Genomic DNA, 17911 nt, shown 5'->3' on the forward strand with positions numbered 1-17911 from the left:
CCGGGTCTCGGGTCGTACGGCCCGGGGCCCGGGGCCCTGCGGTACGAAACGCGACAGGGCCGCCACAACACGCGAGAGCCCGAGAGCACGGGACGGGAAGCGACGGAACCGAGAGCGCGGGCCGGGGCGACGGGGCGCGGGACGAGGATGGCGGCCCGCCGCACGACGGCCGGTGGAGCTCCGGGCCCGCGGGACCGGAGAGGCTCTGCTGCCGGAGGGCGGTCGGCGGGGCCCGGGCTGTGGGCCCGGCGAGGCCCTGCGGGGGCGTGCAGGACGGGACGCGGATCGCGGGGCGCGGGATCGCGGACGGCTCGGGTGAAGGGAATTCCCGGGACGGCGCGGATGGCGCGAATGGACCGGGTCCACGGACGGCGGGAACGGCGCGAGGAACGGGTCCGCGGACGGCGCGAATGACGCGAATGGCACAGGTCCACGAACGGCGCGAACGGCGCGAACGGCGCGAATGACACAGGCCCACGGACGACGCGAACGGCGCGAGGGACCAGTCCGCGGACGGCTCGGGTGGCGCGCACGGCGGGGGGTGGGCGAGCCGTGCGGCCCGTGTGGGCGCTGGCGAACCATGCGGCCCGCGGGACCCTGGTCACCCGGCACACGGCGGCGGGACCCTGGTCACCCGGCGCACGGCGGCGGGACTGCGGGCCGTGTCGTGGCCGGTAGGGGCTGCGGCGCGGGCGTCTCGATCATCCCGGCTGCTTCGGTCGGCGTGCCGGCGGGGGGCGCGGCGCGGCCGCGCCCCCGTGGCCAAAATCAGCAGCCGCCCGCGACCGCCGGGATGATCGAGACGCCCGCGCCGTCGGGGGTCGCCGTCTCCAGCCCGTCGGCGAAGCGGACGTCGTCGTCGTTCACGTAGACGTTCACGAAGCGGCGCAGCTTGCCCTGGTCGTCGAGGACGCGCGCGGAGATGCCGGCGTGCCGGGTCTCCAGATCGGCGATGACCTCGCCGAGGGTGGTGCCCTCGGCCGGGACCTCGGACTGGCCACCGGTGTAGTTGCGGAGAATGGTCGGGATACGGACGTTGACGCTCATGTTCAGGCCTTCCTGGTCCTGGTCGGGCGGTGGGCTCGGGCGGGACGCGCCCGGTTGCGGCGGGTCGGCGCGGAAGCGGCGGCCACGGCGTGGGCGGCTCAGCCTGCCAGGCCCGCCGCGCGGAACGCGTCCAGGCTCGGACGGATGGTGGCCGTGGGGCCGGTGGTCGGGGCGACGGCGTCCAGCGTCTTCAGGCCGTCGCCCGTGTTCAGCACCACGGTGGTCAGCTCGGGGTCGAGCACGCCGGCCTCGACGAGCTTCTTCGTCACGCCGACGGTCACACCCCCCGCGGTCTCGGTGAAGATACCTTCCGTGCGCGCGAGGAGCTTGATCGCGTCGACGATCTGCGCGTCGGTCACGTCCTCCACCGCCCCGCCGGTGCGGTGCGCGATGTCGAGCACGTAGGGCCCGTCGGCGGGGTTGCCGATGGCGAGCGACTTGGCGATGGTGTCGGGCCGCTGGGGCCGCACGACCTCGTGGCCGGCCTTGAAGGCCGTCGACACCGGCGAGCAGCCCTCGGCCTGCGCACCGAAGATCTTGTACGGCTTCTCCTCGACGAGGCCGAGCTTGATCAGCTCCTGGAGTCCCTTGTCGACCTTGGTCAACTGGGATCCGGAGGCGATCGGGATGACGAGCTGGTCGGGCAGCCGCCAGCCGAGTTGCTCGCAGATCTCGTAGGCCAGCGTCTTGGAGCCCTCGCCGTAGTACGGGCGGAGGTTGACGTTCACGAAGCCCCAGCCCTCGCCGATGGGGTCGCCGATCAACTCGGAGCAGAAGCGGTTGACGTCGTCGTAGGTGCCCTCGATGCCGACCAGGTCACCGCCGTAGACCGCGGCCATGACGACCTTGCCCTGCTCCAGGTCGTGCGGGATGAACACGCAGGAGCGGAAGCCCGCACGGGCGGCGGCGGCGCCCACGGCGCCCGCCAGGTTGCCGGTCGACGAGCAGGACAGGGTGGTGAAGCCGAAGGCCCGGGCGGCCTCCACGGCCTGGGCGACCACGCGATCCTTGAAGGAGTGCGTCGGGTTGCCGGAGTCGTCCTTCACGTACAGGCCGCCGGTGATGCCCAGCTCGGCCGCGAGCCGGTCGGCCTTGACGAGCTTGGTCCAGCCGGGGTTGAGGTTCGGCTTGTCGGCGACGTCGGCGGGGACGGGCAGCAGCGGGGCGTAGCGCCAGAGGTTGGTGGGGCCGGACTCGATCTTCCTGCGGAGCGCCTCGGGGTCCCCGAGGGGCAGGTCGTAGGCGACTTCCAGCGGGCCGAAACAGCTCGTACAGGCGAAGATCGGACCGAGTGGGAAGCGCTCGCCGCACTCGCGGCAGGACAGCGCCGCCGCGGGGCCGAGGTCGACGGTGCCGGAGGCGGTGGTTACGGAGCCGGTCGTGCCGGTGGGGGTGCCGGTGGTGCGACCGGTGTCGGCAGACTGCACAGCCATGGTGGCGAGGCCCTTTCTCCTCATCTTCCCCACGACGCGTCTCGCCGTGAGACGGAATTGGCACCTTCCCGAGTCGGGGCCTCGCCGCCGCCTGGGCGGTAACGAACTGCCGCGTGCGCGGCGTGGCCGACTGGAGGGTTGCCGGGGCTTCAACGGGCCGTATCCCTCTGCCCCTCTGGATGAGCGGTATGGCACGGAACCGGTGGCGGATCCGGTGCGTTTGTGGTCGGGACGGACCCGGGATGCGAGGGCCGTCCGCGTTGTTCAAGACTGTAACCGACGGCCGGGATGGTTGAGATAGTCGTCCGTACCGCGAGATGGATCACAGTGTGGGACCGGGTGCGGGACGCGCACAGTGGGAACAGGAACGCGGGCGGACGGCGGGTGGCCGAGCGGCCCGCATTCGGACCGAGGGGACGCGAACCGTGCTGGAAGAGGTCGAGCGCTGGCTGGCCAGGCGCTCGTGGTCGGTGGCCGACCGGCCGCGGCAGCAGCTCGCCGCCGCCAAGCGCGCCACCGGCGCCACGGTCAGCGTCGTGCTGCCCGCGCTCGACGAGGAGGAGACGGTCGGCGAGATCGTCGCGGTGATCCGGCGGGAGCTGATGGGCGGCGCCGGGGAGCCCGCCGAGGGCGGTGCGCAGCGGCCGGCGCCTTCCGGGCGGCCGGCGCCTTCGGTGCGGACCGGGCCCGAGGGCGGGCCGGCGGCCGGGGCGCCGTCCGCACCGGCGCCCTCCAGGGCGACGGCGACCGGTTCGATGGCGTCCGGGTCCGTGCCGGGTGCGGGGGCGGAGGAGGAGGCGGACGAGCGCGTGCGGCTCGTCGACGAGCTGGTGGTGATCGACTCCGGTTCCACGGACCGCACGGCCGAGGTGGCGGCCGCGGCGGGTGCACGGGTGGTGCACAGGGACGCGATCCTGCCGCGGATCCCCGCGCTGCCCGGCAAGGGCGAGGTGCTGTGGCGCTCGCTGCTGGTGACCAGCGGTGACATCGTCTGCTTCGTCGACGCGGACCTCAGGCAGTTCTCGGCGGACTTCGTGGCGGGCATCGTCGGACCGCTGCTGACCGAGCCCGACGTGCACCTGGTGAAGGCCATGTACGACCGACCGCTCGGCGGGCAGCCCGGCCAGGGCGGACGGGTCACGGAGCTGATGGCCCGGCCGCTGCTCAACCTCCACTGGCCGCGGCTCGCCGGATTCGTCCAGCCGCTGGGCGGCGAGTACGCGGCCCGCAGGTCACTGCTGGAACAGCTCCCGTTCCCGGTCGGCTACGGGGTGGAACTCGGCCTGCTGGTGGACGCGCTGCACACGGTGGGCCTGGACGCACTGGCCCAGGTCGACGTGGGCGTGCGCAGGCACCGGCACCAGGACGGGCGGGCGCTCGGCAGGATGGCGGCGGCGATCTACCGCACCGCGCAGCTCCGGCTGGCCCGGGGCCGTCTCGGACCGCCCGCGCTGGTACGGCCGGTGCTCACGCAGTTCGAGCGCACCGAGGAGGGCTTCGAGCCGCGGTCCTACGAGGTCGACACCGAGGAGCGGCCCCCGATGACGAAGATCGCGGAGTACGCGCGGCGGCGGGTGGCCTAGGTGTTCTGCCCGGGGAGGTCGTGGACACGGGCCCCGGTGCGCGGGGCCGCGCCGCGCGCACCCGAGTGGCCGGAGCCGTGCGCCCCCCGTCCGGCGTACGTTTGAGCGTTTCCCCGGGCGGCTAGGGTTCGCCACATGGCCTCCGCTTCGCAGATCCTCGTCGCCTCCAACCGCGGCCCCGTCTCGTACTCGGTGTCCGAGGACGGTGCGCTGCGGGCCAGGCGCGGTGGTGGCGGGCTGGTGTCGGGGCTGTCCGCGATCGGGCCCGACGCGGGCGCGGTGTGGGTGTGCGCCGCGCTCGGCGACGGCGACCGGGCGGCCGTGCGGCGCACCGGCGGGCGGCTGCCCGCCGAGGACACCGGCGAGCAGCGGGTGCGGATGCTCGGCATCCCGCCCGAGGTGTACGCGGCCGCGTACAACGGCATCGCGAACTCGGTGCTGTGGTTCGTCCACCACATGCTGTACCAGACGCCGCTCGAACCGGTCTTCGACGCGGACTTCCGCGCCCAGTGGGCCGCGTACGAGGAGTACAACCGGGCGTTCGCCGAGGCGCTCGCCGAGGAGGCCGCGGAGGGTGCCGCGGTGCTCGTGCAGGACTACCACCTGACGCTGGTGCCCGGACTGCTGCGCGCGCTCAGGCCCGATCTGCGCATCGGCCACTTCTCGCACACCCCGTGGGCACCGCCCGAGTACTTCCGGATGCTGCCCGACGACATCGCGGAGCAGGTGCTGCGCGGCATGCTGGGCGCGGACCGGCTGGGCTTCCTGACGCACCGGTGGGCCGACGCGTTCGCGGCCTGCTGCGAGGCCGTGCTGCCTGGGGGCACCGGCGGCACCCGGATCGGGGTGCACGGCCTCGGCGCGGACGCGGACTTCCTGCGGGAGCGCTCGCGCCGCCCGGACGTCGACGAGCGGCTCGCCGTGCTGCGCGAGCAGATCGGCACCGACCCGGACGGCCGCCCGCGCCGCACCATCGTGCGCGTGGACCGCACCGAGCTGTCCAAGAACATCGTCCGGGGCCTGCTCGCCTACCGGCGGCTGCTCACCGACCACCCGGAGCGGCACGAGCGCGTCGTGCACGTCGCCTTCGCCTACCCGTCCCGGCAGGACCTCGCCGTCTACCGCGAGTACACCGCCGAGGTGACCCGGCTCGCCACCGAGATCAACAACACCTTCGCGACCCCCGGCTGGACCCCGGTCGTCCTCCACGTGGAGGACGACTTCGCGCGCTCGCTGGCGGCCTACCGGCTGGCGGACGTGGCCCTGGTCAACCCGGTGCGCGACGGTATGAACCTGGTCGCCAAGGAGGTGCCCGTGGTCTCGGAGGAGGGCTGTGTGCTGGTGCTCTCCCGGGAGGCCGGGGCGCACGAGGAGCTGGCGGACGACGCGATCACGGTCAACCCGTACGACGTCACGGGCACGGCCGCCGCGCTGCACACCGCCCTGAGCGTGCCGGCGGCCGAGCGTGCGGAGCGCTCCGAGCGCCTGGCGGCCGCGGCGACCGCGCTGCCGCCCAGCCGGTGGTTCCTGGACCAGTTGGCGGCCCTGCGGTCCGACGAGGGCTGACCTACCGGCCCGCGGCCAGCGCCGCGAGCAGGTCGACGACGCCCGAGGGGCCGTCGACCACCAGGTCGGCACGGGCGGCCAGCTCCGTCACCTCCGCGCTGCCGCTGCACACCAGCAGCCCCGGCAGGCCGTCCAGGCGGAGCTTGTCGACGGCGCCGAAGGCGGGCAGGTCGCCGAGGTCGTCGCCGGCGTAGAGGACCGCCCGCGCCCCCACTTCGCGGACGTACGCGGTGAGGGCCACGCCCTTGTCCATGCCCGGCGGGCGCAGCTCAAGCACGAGCCGGCCCGGCTCGACGACCAGGCCGTGCCCGGCGGCGAGGTCGGCGAGCGGCCCGCCCAGGGCGTCCAGGGCGGCGGCCGGCTCCTCGGCGCGGCGGGTGTGCACGGCGACCGCGAAGCCCTTGTCCTCGATGGTGGCGCCGCGTGCGGCCGGGGTGCGCCGGAGCAGACCGGGCAGCGCGGCCCGTACGGCGGCCACGCCGGGGTGCGGGTCGGGCGCGGTGACGGTGCCGGTCGCGGCGTCCCAGCGCTCGGCGCCGTAGTGCCCCAGCACCACGAGGTGGTCGAGGCCCGGCACCCCGGCGAACCCACCGTGGCGCACCGCGGCCTCGGCGGGCCGCCCGGTGACGACCGCCACGGACCGCACCTTCGGCGCGAGGGCGGCGAGCGCGGGGACCGCGCCGGGGTGGGCGCGGGCCTGCTCCGGGTCGGCCACGATGGGTGCGAGCGTGCCGTCGAAGTCCAGGGCGATCACGGCCTCGCCGGGCCGCGCGAGCAACGCGGCGAGACCGTCGCGGCCGAGCGGGGTGGCGGGCGTGGGCAGGGCGCCTGGGCGGCTGACGTGGCTGGCCATACGGCGACTGTATCCACGGCGGCGGCACGGCACCCGGAAAAGCGCCGGAAGCGGCCGCGGGGCCGGTTGAACACTGGGCGAACAATGCGTGCGAGCGCGGCCCGGGCATCGCCGGGGCCCCGTCCGACTCGTACATTTGTCGCCCTTGGCACGGCCGGCACGGCCTCACGGGGCCCGGCGCCGGGGGGCCGTCCACGGGGCGGCGGCTCGGCATCGCCTCGGATCATGTGCGTGGGGGACGACATGGTGTGGCTCGGGAACCTGCTGGCTCCGGAGAACCTGCTGGCGCTGCTCGGCGTCGTGACCACCGTCGGGGTGCTCTCGTACGAGCGGTTGTTCCCGGGCCGCAAGCGGATCGGCTTCCGCGTCCAGATGGACACGGTGATCGACGACGGCCGCCAGGACGAGGGCCCGCTGCACCAGCGGCTGCGGATGCTGGAGAACCACCCGGACCTGAGCGGCGCCTCCCTGGTCCTGCTGAGGATAGAGAACGACGGCTTCCGCGGCATCGACGCCGCGGACTACATCACCGCCCCGGACGAGAACCACGGCCTGACCGCCACCTTCCCCGGCCGCACGGTCAGGGACGTGGCGGTGACCGAGCCGAGCCATCTGTCGCTGCTGCGCTACCTGCCTCGCGGCAGCACCGAGGAGAGCCCCGGCCTGGTCTGGTCGGGCGCCGAGGTCTCCATCCCCCGCGTGCCGCTGAACAGGGGCGACCACTTCAAGCTGCTGGTGCTGCTGACCGGCCCGGGCGAGGGGAGGGACCCCGGGATCGACGGCCGGCTCAGGGAGGGCAGGATCCGCAACAACGAGAAGTTCCGGCGGCCCAGCAACCGGATGCTCGGGCTGATCCTGAGCCTGTTCCTGGTGATGGTGGCCCAGCCGTTCTTCTTCAACAGGTTCCAGGACAGACCGCTGCCGGCCGGCTGCGCCGGCGGGCGCCTCACGGTCGTCGGCTCGACCGCCTTCCAGCCGGTGATGGCGCGCCTGGCCGCCGCCTATCGCGAGAACTGCCGGGACGCCCCGCACATCACCGTCAACGCGCAGGGCAGCGGCGCCGGCATCAGCACGCTCCTGGACCGCGGCGGGGCGGCGGGCGGCGGCTTCGCCCCGTACCTCGCGCTGTCCGACGGCCCGGCGCAGAGCAGGGACCCGCATCTGACGGGACGGCTGGTCGCCGTCTCCGTGTTCGCGCTGGTGGTGAACGAGGACGTGCCGCTCACCGGCATCCGGCTCGCCGACCTCCGGAAGCTCTACACGGGCGGGATCACCGACTGGCGCCGGCTGCGCACGGCCACCGGCGCGCCCGGGCCCGGCCTCCGGGTCACCCTGGTGGGCCGGGACGGCGCGTCGGGCACCCGCAACGTCTTCGAGGACCGCCTGCTGGGCGGTGCCACCGAACCGCCGCGCACCTCGGGCGCCGACGACTGCGCCACCCGCATCCGCCGCTACCAGGGCATCACCCGCTGCGAGCAGAGCAGCACGGACCGGCTGCTGAGGGCCGTGGCCGACACTCCGGGCGCGATCGGCTACGCGGACCTGGACAGCGCCGAGCGGTACGCCGCCGCGGGCAGGCTGCGGCTGCTCGCCCTGGACGGGGAGCAGCCGTCGATCAAGGCGGTCGCGGAGCGCGGGTACCCGTTCCGGGAGCCCGAGTACGCCTACACCTACGGCACTGCGCCGGCCAACTCCCTCACGTCCAAGTTCCTCGACTCCATGACCGGTGACACCGGGCAGACCATCATGGAGCGGGGCGGCCACCTGCCCTGCTCGGTCCCGGAGAACCTGGAGGCGTGCCACGCGGCGCGCTCGGACGGGCGGTGACGCTCAGCGTTCCGTGCGGCGCCGCGCGCGGACCCGGCGCAGCCGGTTGACCGTGACCGGGTCGTGGGCGAGGGCGCGGGGGTCGTCGAGGAGGGCGTTGAGGAGCTGGTAGTAGCGGACGGGCGCGAGGCCGAGCCGCTCGCGGATGGCGCGTTCCTTCGCGCCCGGGCCGGGCCAACTGCGGTGTTCGAGCGCGAGCACGGCGCGGTGCCGCTCGCTCAGCGGCCCGTCCGCGCCGCCCTCGGCGCCGCCGCCGGTGCCGCTCTGGGTGCCGCTCTGCGTGCCGCTTCCGGTGCCGGCGTCCTGGGCTGCCTCGGGGCCTCCCTCGGTGCGGCTGCCCGCGTCGGCCCCGGTGCCGGCGTCCGTGCCGGCGTCCGTGCCGCCGTCCGCCGCCGTGCGGCCCTCTGTGCCGGTGCCGGTGCCCGCGTCGGCGTCGCCGGGTGCCCTCCGGCGCGGCTCGTCCTCGTGCGGTGCCGTGCTGCCGGGTGCGCCGCTGTCGTCCATGGGCCGACCGTACCGCTCAGTCGGCGTTGTCGGTGGCCTGGGCGCTGCGCTCGAGTGCGCCGAGGACGGAGGCGGGGTCGGCGCCGGGAGCGACCGCGCTGCCGATCGTCTTCTTGATGTCCGCGCTGACCGCCGCCCAGGACGTCTTGGCCACCGGATACAGCTCGGCGCTCGGCAGCTCGTCCAGGAACGGGCCGAGACGGCCTGCGGAGTGCGCGCCCGACATCGCCTGGGACGCGGAGGTGGTGACGGGCAGCAGGTCGTACTCGCGGCAGAAGGAGAGCATGTTGGTGTCGTTGTAGACGTAGTCCAGGAAGGTGCGGATCTCCGCCTTGTGCCCGCCCTGCTTGAAGGCCATCATCCAGTCGGCGACGCCCATCGCGGCCTTGGCCCTGCCGTCGGGCCCGGGCAGCGGCACCATCCCGAACTTCACGCCCTGGTCGTCGGCGGTCTTCATCAGGGTGGGGTGGCCGTTGAGCATGCCGACGTCGCCGTCCGCGAACTCGGCGAACGCCTCGGCGCGGTCGAGCCGCGCGGGCGGGGTGGGCCCGGTGAGGCCCGGGCCGACGAGGTTGTCCTTCAGCCAGGTGAAGGTGCGGACGTTCTGCTTGGAGTCGAGGGTGTAGGAACCGATGTCGTTCACGTAGCCGTCGCCGCCGCTCAGCAGCCACATCATCGTCTCCGCCTGGGCCTCCTCGGGTCCCAGCGGCAGTGCGAACGGCACCTTCACGCCGTGTGCCTTCAGCAGGGCCGCGTCGTCGCGCAGCTCCTCCCAGGTCGTCGGCGGGCCCCCGATGCCCGCCTTGGCGAAGAGCGTCCTGTTGTAGAAGAGCAGCCGGGTGGAGGCGACGAAGGGCAGGCCGTACTGGATGCGGCTGACCTCGCCGGCCGTGCGCAGCGCGGGCAGGAAGTTCGCCTCGGTGGGGATGGAGAGCACGTCGTCGGCGCTGTAGAGGCGGTCCTGCGCGGCGTAGTCGGCGTAGGCCCCGATCTGCGCGATGTCCGGGGCGTCACCGCGGGCCACCATGTCCTTGACCCTGCGGTCGACGTCGTTCCACGAGTAGACGGCGACCTTGATCCTGATGCCCGGGTGGGACGCCTCGAACCTGTCCGCCAGCGTGGTCCAGTACTTCTGGGAGGCGTTCGCGGGCGAGTCGCCGTAGTCGGCCGCCACCAGCCGCAGGGTGACGCCGTCGGAGTCGCCGGGGTGGCCGCAGGCCGCGAGTCCCGCCGTCAGACCCAGCGCGGCCGCCACCGCGGTCAGCCCCCTACCGTGCCGCCGCACGACTGCTCCCATTGCCCTGGTCCTCCCTCGCATCCTGCGTACGCGCCCTGCGCCGTGCGGGCGTCCCACGGCGCAGGGCCGTGCGGCGCCCGGCAGGGCGCCGCACGCGGCCCGCGGCCCCGCGGTGGGGCGTGTCCCGCCGCCCGCGCCCGTGCCGTGCGCCGCCTCCGCCGCCGCTCGCCGGCGCCAAGGCGCCCACGGCACATGGGCATGCGTGAGCGCGCCCCATGACCGAGCGCGCCCTCCGTGTCCTTCCCCCTTCGGCCCATGAGGTCTACACCACCTGAGGTTTCGTTTCAGCAACGCAGTCACTCCCGAACCCCGCGCAACACGGGTTGAGCGGTACGGGCGACTGGACTAGACCTCTCGCGGGTACTTCCGGGAGACTGTCCCCGTGAGACATGTCATCGCCCTGGACGTGGGCGGCACCGGAATGAAGGGCGCCCTGGTCGCGGCGGACGGGACGCTGCTCCACGAGCGGCGCCGTGCGACCGGCCGCGAGCGGGGCGCCGACGCCGTCGTCGACTCCATCCTCGACTTCGCCGCCGAGCTGCGCGGCCGGGGCGAGGAGCTCCTCGGCGAGAGCGCGGCAGCGGTCGGCGCCGCGGTGCCCGGCATCGTCGACGCGGCGCGCGGCGTCGCCGTCTACGCCGCCAACCTGGGCTGGGACCACGTACCGCTGCGCGACCTGCTGAGCCGGAGGCTGGGCGGGGTGCCGGCGGCGCTCGGGCACGACGTGCGCACCGGCGGGCTCGCCGAGGGCCGGATCGGAGCGGGCCGGGGCACCGACCGCTTCCTCTTCGTGGCCCTCGGCACCGGCATCGCGGGTGCCATCGGCATCGGCGGCGCCATCGAGCCGGGCGCCCACGGTTCGGCGTGCGAGATCGGGCACGTGGTGGTGCGCCCCGGCGGCCCGCTGTGCAACTGCGGCCAGCGCGGCTGCCTGGAGCGGCTGGCGTCGGCGGCGGCGGTGAGCCGGGCGTGGGCGGCCGCCTCCGGCGACCCGGACGCGGACGCCGCGGACTGCGCCCGGGCCGTCGCCTCGGGCGACCCGCGTGCGGCCCGGGTCTGGCAGGAGGCCGTGGACGCGCTCGCGGACGGTCTGCTCACCGCGCTCACCCTGCTCGACCCGCGCACGCTGATCGTCGGCGGCGGCCTCGCCGAGGCCGGTGAGACGCTGTTCGGACCGCTGCGGGCCGCCGTCGAGCGGCGCGTCACCTTCCAGGGGCTGCCCGACATTGTGCCGGCGGCCCTCGGCGACACCGCGGGCTGCCTCGGCGCGGGGCTGCTCGCGTGGGACCTGCTGGCACAGGGCGCGGCGGGCCCGGGCGTGAAGGCCCCGGCCGCCGAACCCACCACCCAGGACGGGCCCACCACCCAGGACGGGCCCACCACCCCGGACGGGCCCACCACCCCGGGCGAGCCCACCACCCCGGGCGGCGGCACGGCCGGTGCCGAACCCGCCCCCACGCCTCCCGCGCCCCGCGGCACCGCCGCCGCCACCCATGACACCCCGGAGGTAACCGCCTGATGCCCGCGAAGGACAGACGCACTCTCACCGGTGCCCGGGCGGTCCTGCCCGGCTCGATCCTCGAAGACGGCCGTATCACCATCGAGGGCAGCAGGATCGTCGCCGTCTCCGGGAGCGCTCCCGGCGCTCCCGGGGACGGCGCGGCGGCCGCGGCCCCGGACCGCGCCCCGAGAACCGCCGCAAAGGCCGATCCCGCCGATCCCGCGGACGGCGAGAGCCTCGACCTCACCGGCCACTGGCTGGTCCCCGGTTTCGTCGACATCCACAACCACGGCGGCGGGGGCGCCTCCTTCACCAACGGCTCCGTGGACGAGGTCCTCACCGGCGTCCGCACCCACCGCCTGCACGGCACCACCACCGTGGTGGCCTCCACGGTCACCGGCGAGACCGCCGCCCTGGCGCAGCGCGCCGGGCTGCTCTCCGAGCTCGCGGAGCAGGGCGACATCGCCGGCGTCCACTTCGAGGGCCCCTTCATCTCGCCGTGCCGCAAGGGCGCACACGCCGAGGCCCTGCTGCGCGACCCGGATCCCGCCGAGGTGCGCAAGCTGCTCGACGCGGCGCGCGGCCAGGCCCGGATGGTCACCCTCGCACCCGAACTCCCCGGCGGCCTGGACTCCGTACGGCTGCTCGCGGAGCACGGCGTGATCGCGGCGGTGGGGCACACCGACGCCACGTACGAGCAGACCGTGGCCGCCGTCGAGGCGGGCGCGAGCGTGGCCACGCACCTCTTCAACGCGATGCCGCCGCTCGGCCACCGCGCGCCGGGACCGATCGCGGCGCTGCTGGAGGACGAGCGGGTCACCGTCGAGCTGATCAACGACGGCACCCATCTGCACCCGGCCGCCCTGCGCCTGGCCTTCGACCACGCGGGCGCCGCCCGGGTCGCCTTCATCACGGACGCGATGGACGCGGCGGGCTTCGGCGACGGCGTCTACCGTCTCGGCCCGCTGGAGGTGGAGGTCAAGGAGGGTGTGGCGCGGCTCGCGGTGGGCGGTGCGATCGCGGGTTCCACCCTCACCCTGGACCGCGCCTTCCAGCGGGCGGTCACCGTCGACGGCCTGCCCGTGCAGGACGCCGTCCGCGCACTGTCCGAGACCCCGGCGCGGCTCCTCGGCCGCTACGACACCGTGGGCTCCCTCGCCCCCGGCAAGGACGCCGATCTGGTGGTCCTCGACGCGGACTTCGCCCTCGCCGGTGTGATGCGCAAGGGCGAGTGGGTGGTGCGCCCGGCCGTGTGATCCGGTCGTTCTCCCCTGTGTGAACCGGCCGTTCCGGCCCGTGTGAACCGGCCGTTCCGGCCCGTGTGAACCGGCCGTTCCCCGGCTGTCCGGCGGTCGTCCGACGGCTGTCGGACGGCTGTCGGACGGCTGTCGGACGGCTGTCGGACGGCTGTCGGACGGCTGTCGGACGGCTGTCCAGCGGGGCGGTGCGCGCCCGCGCACCGCCCCGCCTGCCGCCCGCCCGCACTCCCGCGCAGGCGCCGGGTGTGCGCCGGCCGGGTACGCGGTCTGGGCCTGCCGCGGAGTCTTTGGCATGATCAGGACCGGACAGCGGTACGACCACCAGCCGCACGGCAGGCGAACTCTTCGGGGAGGGCCCGGGTGATCCTCACGGTCACGCTGAACGCCGCTCTCGACATCACGTACGAGGTCGCGGCGCTGCATCCGGGTGCCACCCACCGGATCAGGGAAGTGACGGAACGCCCCGGCGGCAAGGGGCTCAACGTCGCCCGCGTGCTCGCGGCGCTCGGCCACGAGGTGACCGTCACCGGCTTCGCCGGCGGCCCCACGGGGCGTGCGCTGCGCGAACAGCTCGCCGAGCAGTGCGGCACGGCCGGAGCGGCCGACTGCACGCCGGGCGCGCAGGACGCGCAGGACGCGCAGGCGGCTGACGACTCCGGGGGCTCCGGGGGCTCCGGGGGCTCCGGACCGTCCCGCGCCCCACGCCTGCGGGACGCGCTGGTGGGGGTCGCCGGTACCACGCGCCGCACGGTCGCCGTGGTGGACGCCGCCACCGGCGAGACGACCCAGCTCAACGAGGCCGGCCCGGTCATCGCGCCCGATGAGTGGACCGCCTTCACCACCGCCTACGAGGAGCTGCTCGGCACCTGCTCGGCGGTGGCCCTGTGCGGCAGCCTGCCGCCCGGCGTGCCGGTCGGTGCGTACGCCCGGCTGGTACGCGCCGCGCGGGCCGCGTCCGTGCCCGTGCTGCTGGACACCAGCGGTGAACCGCTGCGCCGTGCGGTCGCCGCCCGTCCCGACATCGTCAAGCCGAACGCCGACGAGCTGGCCGAGCTCACCGGTTCCCACGAGCCCGCCCAGGCCACCCGCGACGCCCGTCGCCGAGGTGCCCATGCGGTGGTCGCCTCGCTCGGGCCGCGGGGCATGTTCGCCGTGACGCCGGAGGGCCGCTGGCGGGTGGCGCCGCCGCGGCGGCTGCGCGGCAGCCCGGTGCGCGGCAACGCGACCGGGGCCGGCGACTCCGCCGTCGCCGGGCTGCTGTCCGGCCTGGTGGACAACCTCCCCTGGCCGAAGCGGCTGGTCAGGGCGGCCGCGCTGTCGGCGGCGACGGTCCTGTCCACCGCGGCCGGGGAGTTCGACCGCGGGGCGTACCGGGAAATGCTGGGGCGCGTGGAGGTCACCGAGGCGACGTGAGGCTCTGACGGCCTCCTCGCGCGCTCCCACCGGGCCCCACCACACCCGCACGGCGCACGACCACGGCGGAGGCGGCCCCAGCGCAACGCGGCGCACTGCGCACGACAGGACCCAACCCGCAGTGACGAGCACGGCATCGGCGGACCCGGCCACGGCAAGCACGGCATCAGCGGACCCGGCCACGGCAGGCACGGCAGGCACGGCATCAGCGGACGCGGCCGTGACGAGCACGGCAAGCACGGCATCGGCGGACGCGCCGCGTCGGGCACCGGCCCGTCCGGGGCGTCCCGTCGCCGCCGGTCCGTCCGGGGCCGCTCGGGCCCCGTCCGCCGGGGCCGCCGGGGCCGCCGGGAGCGGACCGTCGGCCCGGCCGTCCCACCGTCGCGGCGGGCCGGGCGGGCGGACGGGTGCTACTTCTTCCAGCCCTTCTCCAGCCAGACCTGGTCCAGGTTGGCGTCGCACTGGTTGCCCTGCTCGCAGGAGATCTTGAGCGTGTTGGTGCCCTTGTTGAGCTCGACGTAGGCGTACGACCGGGTCCAGCCCTTCTCCCAGTCGCCCTGGGCCGCATTGGCCCAGTTCTTCAGGCTGAGCGGGCTGGTCTGCGCCGTGCCGTTCACCGTGAGGGTCGCGGTCGCGTCCTTGCCGGGCACTCCGTAGCCGATGAACAGCGTGTACTTGCCGGAGTCGGGGATGCCGTTGACGGTCCAGGTCGCCGAGGCGCCCGGCTGGTTGAGGCCGGCGACGTAGACGCCGCCGTCCGCCTTGGCGCCCTTGATGTCGGAGGCGGTCACCGTACCGCCGTCGAGCCTCAGTGCCTTGGCGTCGGCCTTGGGCAGCTTGCCGGTGTCGCCCGACTGGTGCGCGGGGGTGGTCTCGCTGGGCTGGGCGGAGTCGGCCGCGCTGGGTCCCGAACCGGCCTTGGGGCTTTCCTTGTCGTCGTCCTGCCCGGAGAGCACGGCCACCGAGATGCCTATGACGACCGCGGCGACCACCGCGAGCGCGCCGATCAGCAGCCCCTTGGTGTTGGGGCCCCGGCCCCGCCGGCCGTGGCCCCCGTCGTCGTAGCCCGACGGGCCGTGCTGTCCGGGTGGGCCGCCCGGCAGGGTCTCGGGAGCCTGGTAGTGGGTGTTGGGCTGGTGGTAGCCCTGCTGCGGGACCTGCCCGAAGGCGGCGGTCTGCCCCTGGCCCGGCCCGCCGGGCCGGCCCTGACCGGGCTGCTGGCCCTGCGGGGGCGGATACCCGTATCCGCCGCCGCGCCCGCCCTGGGACTGCTGCCCGTACTGGCGCTCGCCCACGGTGCGGACCTGGTTGTACGAGGACCGGGGACCGGGGTAGCCGTAGCCGCCGCCTCCGCTGGGCGGGGTGGCCCCGGACGCCTGTCCGTCGGCGTACAGATAACCGAACGGGTCGTCGTCCTCGGGCGTGCTCGCGCCGTTGTTGCCGGCCGTCATTCCCTTGGTCACTCCTTGGCACATGGGGTCTGTGCGGTCTCCGCGCGGCGGGCTGCCGCGCGCGTGCACATGCGGTCTGTGCGGTCGCTCAGGTCTGCGGACCCGCCGAGCCTACCCGCTCCGACCGCCCCGCATGGGGGCCGCGGACCGCATCCGTACCCCTCTGACAGCTCTGACCTGCGGTTAACCGGCGCGTCTGTGCTGTTTGGCACGCGACCGCTTCTCGATGTACATCCGCTGGTCAGCCGATTTCAACACTTCGTCCGCCGACATGCCGCAGTGTGCCCACCCGATGCCGAAGCTGGCGCCGACGCGGACGGCCCTGCCGTCGACCCTTATCGGCGGGATGATCGCGTTGCGCAGGCGCACGGCGAGGTCCTGGGCGTCGGCGCGGCCGAGGCCGTCGGCGAGGACGACGAACTCGTCGCCGCCGAGCCGGGCGACCGTGTCGCCGTCGCGCACGCCGTTGGTGAGGCGGCGGGCGACCTCGATGAGGACGGCGTCGCCGGTGTGGTGCCCGAAGCGGTCGTTGATCGACTTGAAGCCGTCCAGGTCGCAGAAGAGCACGGCGAGGCCCTTGGTGCCGTCGTCCGCCTCGCCCTCGGGGGCGACGGTGTGCACGTGGTCGTGGCCGCCCGCGAAGCCGCCGGTGCCTGCGCCGGTGCCGGCGTCGGCGGTGGCCGCCGCGGGTCCGTCGGGGCCGTATCCGAGACCGAGGCCGCCCAGCGGGCCGCCGTAGGCCGCGTCGAGGGAATCGATGTCGGTGGGCGGCAGGGCCTGGGGGCGGCCGCAGAGGCGGGCGCCGAGCCGGGCGCGCAGCTCGGCGGAGTTCGGCAGGCCGGTGAGGGAGTCGTGGGAGGCGCGGTGGGCGAGCTGGAGCTCGCGGCGCTTGCGCTCCTCGATGTCCTCGACGTGGGTGAGGAGGAAGCGGGGACCGTCGGCCGCGTCGGCGACGACGGAGTTGCGCAGCGAGACCCACATGTAGGTGCCGTCGCGGCGGGCCAGGCGCAGTTCGGCGCGGCCGCCCTCGGCGGAGGTGCGCAGCAGGGTCCCGATGTCCTCGGGGTGCACCAGGTCGGAGAAGGAGTAGCGCCGCATCATCGACGCCGGGCGGCCCAGCAGACGGCACAGGGCGTCGTTGGCGCGCAGGATCCGGCCGTGCTGGTCGCCGCCCATCTCGGCGATGGCCATGCCGGACGGGGCGTACTCGAAGGCCTGTCGGAAGGATTCCTCGCTGGCGCGCAGGGCCTGCTGCTCGCGCTCCAGGCGGACCAGGGCGCGCTGCATGTTCGCGCGCAGGCGGGCGTTGCTGATCGCGATGGCGGCCTGGAACGCGTACATCTGGAGGGCCTCGCGGCCCCAGGGACCGGGGCGGCGGCCGTTTCGCGGGCGGTCCACGGAGATCACGCCGAGGAGTTCTCCGCCGGAGGCGCCGGGCGCGTACAGGGGCGCGAAGAGGCGGTCGGCGGGGTGCCACTCGTCCTCGAAGCGGGGTTCCGGGCCTTCCGTGAACCACTGGGGGACGTCGTCCTCGTCGAGGATCCAGCCCTCGGTGTGCGGGATGAACCGCAGGTCCCCCCATGCCTCGCCCATGGCGAGCCGGCGCTCCCAGGACAGCCGGGATCCGACGCGGCCCGTGATCAGGGCCTCGGCGGCGCTGTCACCGGCGAGGGCGGCGACGACGAGGTCGCCGTCGGGCCGCACCAGGTTGACGCAGGCCAGCTCGTAGCCGAGACCGTCCACGACGCCGTCCGCGACGGTCTGGAGGGTGTCGGCGAGGCTGCGGGCGGTGTTCATGTCCGCCATGACCTGGTGCAACTGCCGCAGGGTCGCCAGGCGGACGTACGGCTCGGACTCCGTGTCCATGCTCGCCCTCCCCGAGACTCTCGTCAGCAACTCCGGATATGTCAGCTATGTCAGCAATGTCAGCGTGTCGTCATCGGCGTACGTTCGACCGTGTGTCCGGTGTGTCCGGCGTGCGTATCGCACCGTCTCCGTCACTGAATCACAGCGAGCTGCCCACTCGGTACACAGGGTCAACAAAATATGGCTCGTGTGACTCAAGTCACAGTAGGTTCTGAACCTTTGACGACGTTGTCTGCGGTTGCGGCGTGCGTTTCCTGAACGCAAATCGGGGCCGCCCGGAGAAGTCCGGCGGCCCCCATTATGGGTGCGCC

General features: G+C 74.5%; 13 protein-coding genes and 1 riboswitch. Of the genes, 6 read left to right on the top strand and 7 right to left on the bottom strand.

Annotated elements, in window-relative coordinates:
• Positions 1–768: 768 nt before the first annotated feature.
• Positions 769–1047 (bottom strand): MoaD/ThiS family protein, encoded by a 279-nt coding sequence (locus IE313_RS26955; RefSeq protein WP_189936699.1) that lies wholly within the window; start codon positions 1045–1047, stop codon positions 769–771.
• A 98-nt stretch (positions 1048–1145) separates the two neighbouring features.
• The gene (thrC, locus tag IE313_RS26960; RefSeq protein WP_189936701.1) at positions 1146–2504 is read right to left on the bottom strand and encodes a threonine synthase; all 1359 of its coding nucleotides are present in this window, start codon (positions 2502–2504) and stop codon (positions 1146–1148) included.
• A riboswitch (SAM riboswitch) is annotated at positions 2498–2666 on the bottom strand. (Overlaps the previous gene by 7 nt.)
• A 239-nt stretch (positions 2667–2905) precedes the next feature.
• Here thrC and IE313_RS26970 point away from each other — a divergent pair.
• Positions 2906–4063, top strand: coding sequence for a glucosyl-3-phosphoglycerate synthase (locus IE313_RS26970; RefSeq protein WP_229924989.1), 1158 nt, complete (start codon positions 2906–2908; stop codon positions 4061–4063).
• Positions 4064–4216: 153 nt separating this feature from the next.
• Complete coding sequence (locus IE313_RS26975) at positions 4217–5629, top strand: alpha,alpha-trehalose-phosphate synthase (UDP-forming) (protein WP_373317079.1); 1413 nt, start codon at positions 4217–4219, stop codon at positions 5627–5629.
• A 1-nt stretch (position 5630) separates the two neighbouring features.
• On the opposite strand, the gene otsB is transcribed toward IE313_RS26975, so the two are convergent.
• Complete coding sequence (gene otsB, locus IE313_RS26980) at positions 5631–6482, bottom strand: trehalose-phosphatase (RefSeq protein WP_189936705.1); 852 nt, start codon at positions 6480–6482, stop codon at positions 5631–5633.
• A 225-nt stretch (positions 6483–6707) separates the two neighbouring features.
• On the opposite strand from otsB, the gene IE313_RS26985 reads away from it, so the two are divergent.
• Positions 6708–8309, top strand: coding sequence for a PstS family phosphate ABC transporter substrate-binding protein (locus IE313_RS26985; protein ID WP_229924990.1), 1602 nt, complete (start codon positions 6708–6710; stop codon positions 8307–8309).
• Between the two features lie 3 nt (positions 8310–8312).
• On the opposite strand, the gene IE313_RS26990 is transcribed toward IE313_RS26985, so the two are convergent.
• Complete coding sequence (locus IE313_RS26990) at positions 8313–8531, bottom strand: DUF3263 domain-containing protein (protein WP_189936840.1); 219 nt, start codon at positions 8529–8531, stop codon at positions 8313–8315.
• 298 nt (positions 8532–8829) lie between these two features.
• Positions 8830–10110, bottom strand: coding sequence for an extracellular solute-binding protein (locus tag IE313_RS26995; RefSeq protein WP_189936707.1), 1281 nt, complete (start codon positions 10108–10110; stop codon positions 8830–8832).
• 382 nt (positions 10111–10492) lie between these two features.
• On the opposite strand from IE313_RS26995, the gene IE313_RS27000 reads away from it, so the two are divergent.
• The 3 genes from IE313_RS27000 (at position 10493) to IE313_RS27010 (ending at position 14283) form a co-directional block, all read left to right on the top strand.
• Entirely contained in the window at positions 10493–11629 is a 1137-nt protein-coding gene (locus IE313_RS27000; protein ID WP_373317077.1) for an ROK family protein, read from the top strand.
• Positions 11629–12867 carry an N-acetylglucosamine-6-phosphate deacetylase gene (gene nagA / locus IE313_RS27005; protein WP_189936709.1) on the top strand — a complete coding sequence of 413 codons (1239 nt, stop codon included), beginning with the start codon at positions 11629–11631 and terminating at the stop codon, positions 12865–12867. The genes IE313_RS27000 and nagA overlap by 1 nt, the downstream gene beginning before the upstream one ends.
• A gap of 363 nt (positions 12868–13230) precedes the next feature.
• A complete protein-coding gene (locus IE313_RS27010) occupies positions 13231–14283 on the top strand; it encodes a 1-phosphofructokinase family hexose kinase (RefSeq protein WP_189936711.1) in 1053 nt (350 codons plus the stop codon).
• Between the two features lie 410 nt (positions 14284–14693).
• Here IE313_RS27010 and IE313_RS27015 read toward each other — a convergent pair whose 3' ends face one another.
• Together IE313_RS27015 and cdgB are read right to left on the bottom strand one after the other, a co-directional pair.
• Entirely contained in the window at positions 14694–15734 is a 1041-nt protein-coding gene (locus IE313_RS27015; RefSeq protein ID WP_189936713.1) for a carbohydrate-binding protein, read from the bottom strand.
• A gap of 183 nt (positions 15735–15917) precedes the next feature.
• The gene (cdgB, locus tag IE313_RS27020; RefSeq protein WP_189936715.1) at positions 15918–17600 is read right to left on the bottom strand and encodes a diguanylate cyclase CdgB; all 1683 of its coding nucleotides are present in this window, start codon (positions 17598–17600) and stop codon (positions 15918–15920) included.
• Positions 17601–17911 lie beyond the last annotated feature (311 nt).

Origin of the sequence: Streptomyces sulfonofaciens, assembly GCF_014656295.1 — a bacterium.
Classification (GTDB): Bacteria; Actinomycetota; Actinomycetes; order Streptomycetales; family Streptomycetaceae; genus Streptomyces; species Streptomyces sulfonofaciens.

Excerpts from the sequence above, each read along its gene's own strand:
- IE313_RS27015 (WP_189936713.1), bottom strand. The coding sequence starts at position 15,734 with ATGACGGCCGGCAACAACGGCGCGAGCACGCCCGAGGACGACGACCCG.
- thrC (WP_189936701.1), bottom strand. The coding sequence starts at position 2,504 with ATGAGGAGAAAGGGCCTCGCCACCATGGCTGTGCAGTCTGCCGACACC.
- IE313_RS26995 (WP_189936707.1), bottom strand. The coding sequence starts at position 10,110 with ATGGGAGCAGTCGTGCGGCGGCACGGTAGGGGGCTGACCGCGGTGGCG.
- nagA (WP_189936709.1), top strand. The coding sequence starts at position 11,629 with ATGCCCGCGAAGGACAGACGCACTCTCACCGGTGCCCGGGCGGTCCTG.
- cdgB (WP_189936715.1), bottom strand. The coding sequence starts at position 17,600 with ATGGACACGGAGTCCGAGCCGTACGTCCGCCTGGCGACCCTGCGGCAG.
- otsB (WP_189936705.1), bottom strand. The coding sequence starts at position 6,482 with ATGGCCAGCCACGTCAGCCGCCCAGGCGCCCTGCCCACGCCCGCCACC.
- IE313_RS26955 (WP_189936699.1), bottom strand. The coding sequence starts at position 1,047 with ATGAGCGTCAACGTCCGTATCCCGACCATTCTCCGCAACTACACCGGT.
- IE313_RS26985 (WP_229924990.1), top strand. The coding sequence starts at position 6,708 with ATGTGCGTGGGGGACGACATGGTGTGGCTCGGGAACCTGCTGGCTCCG.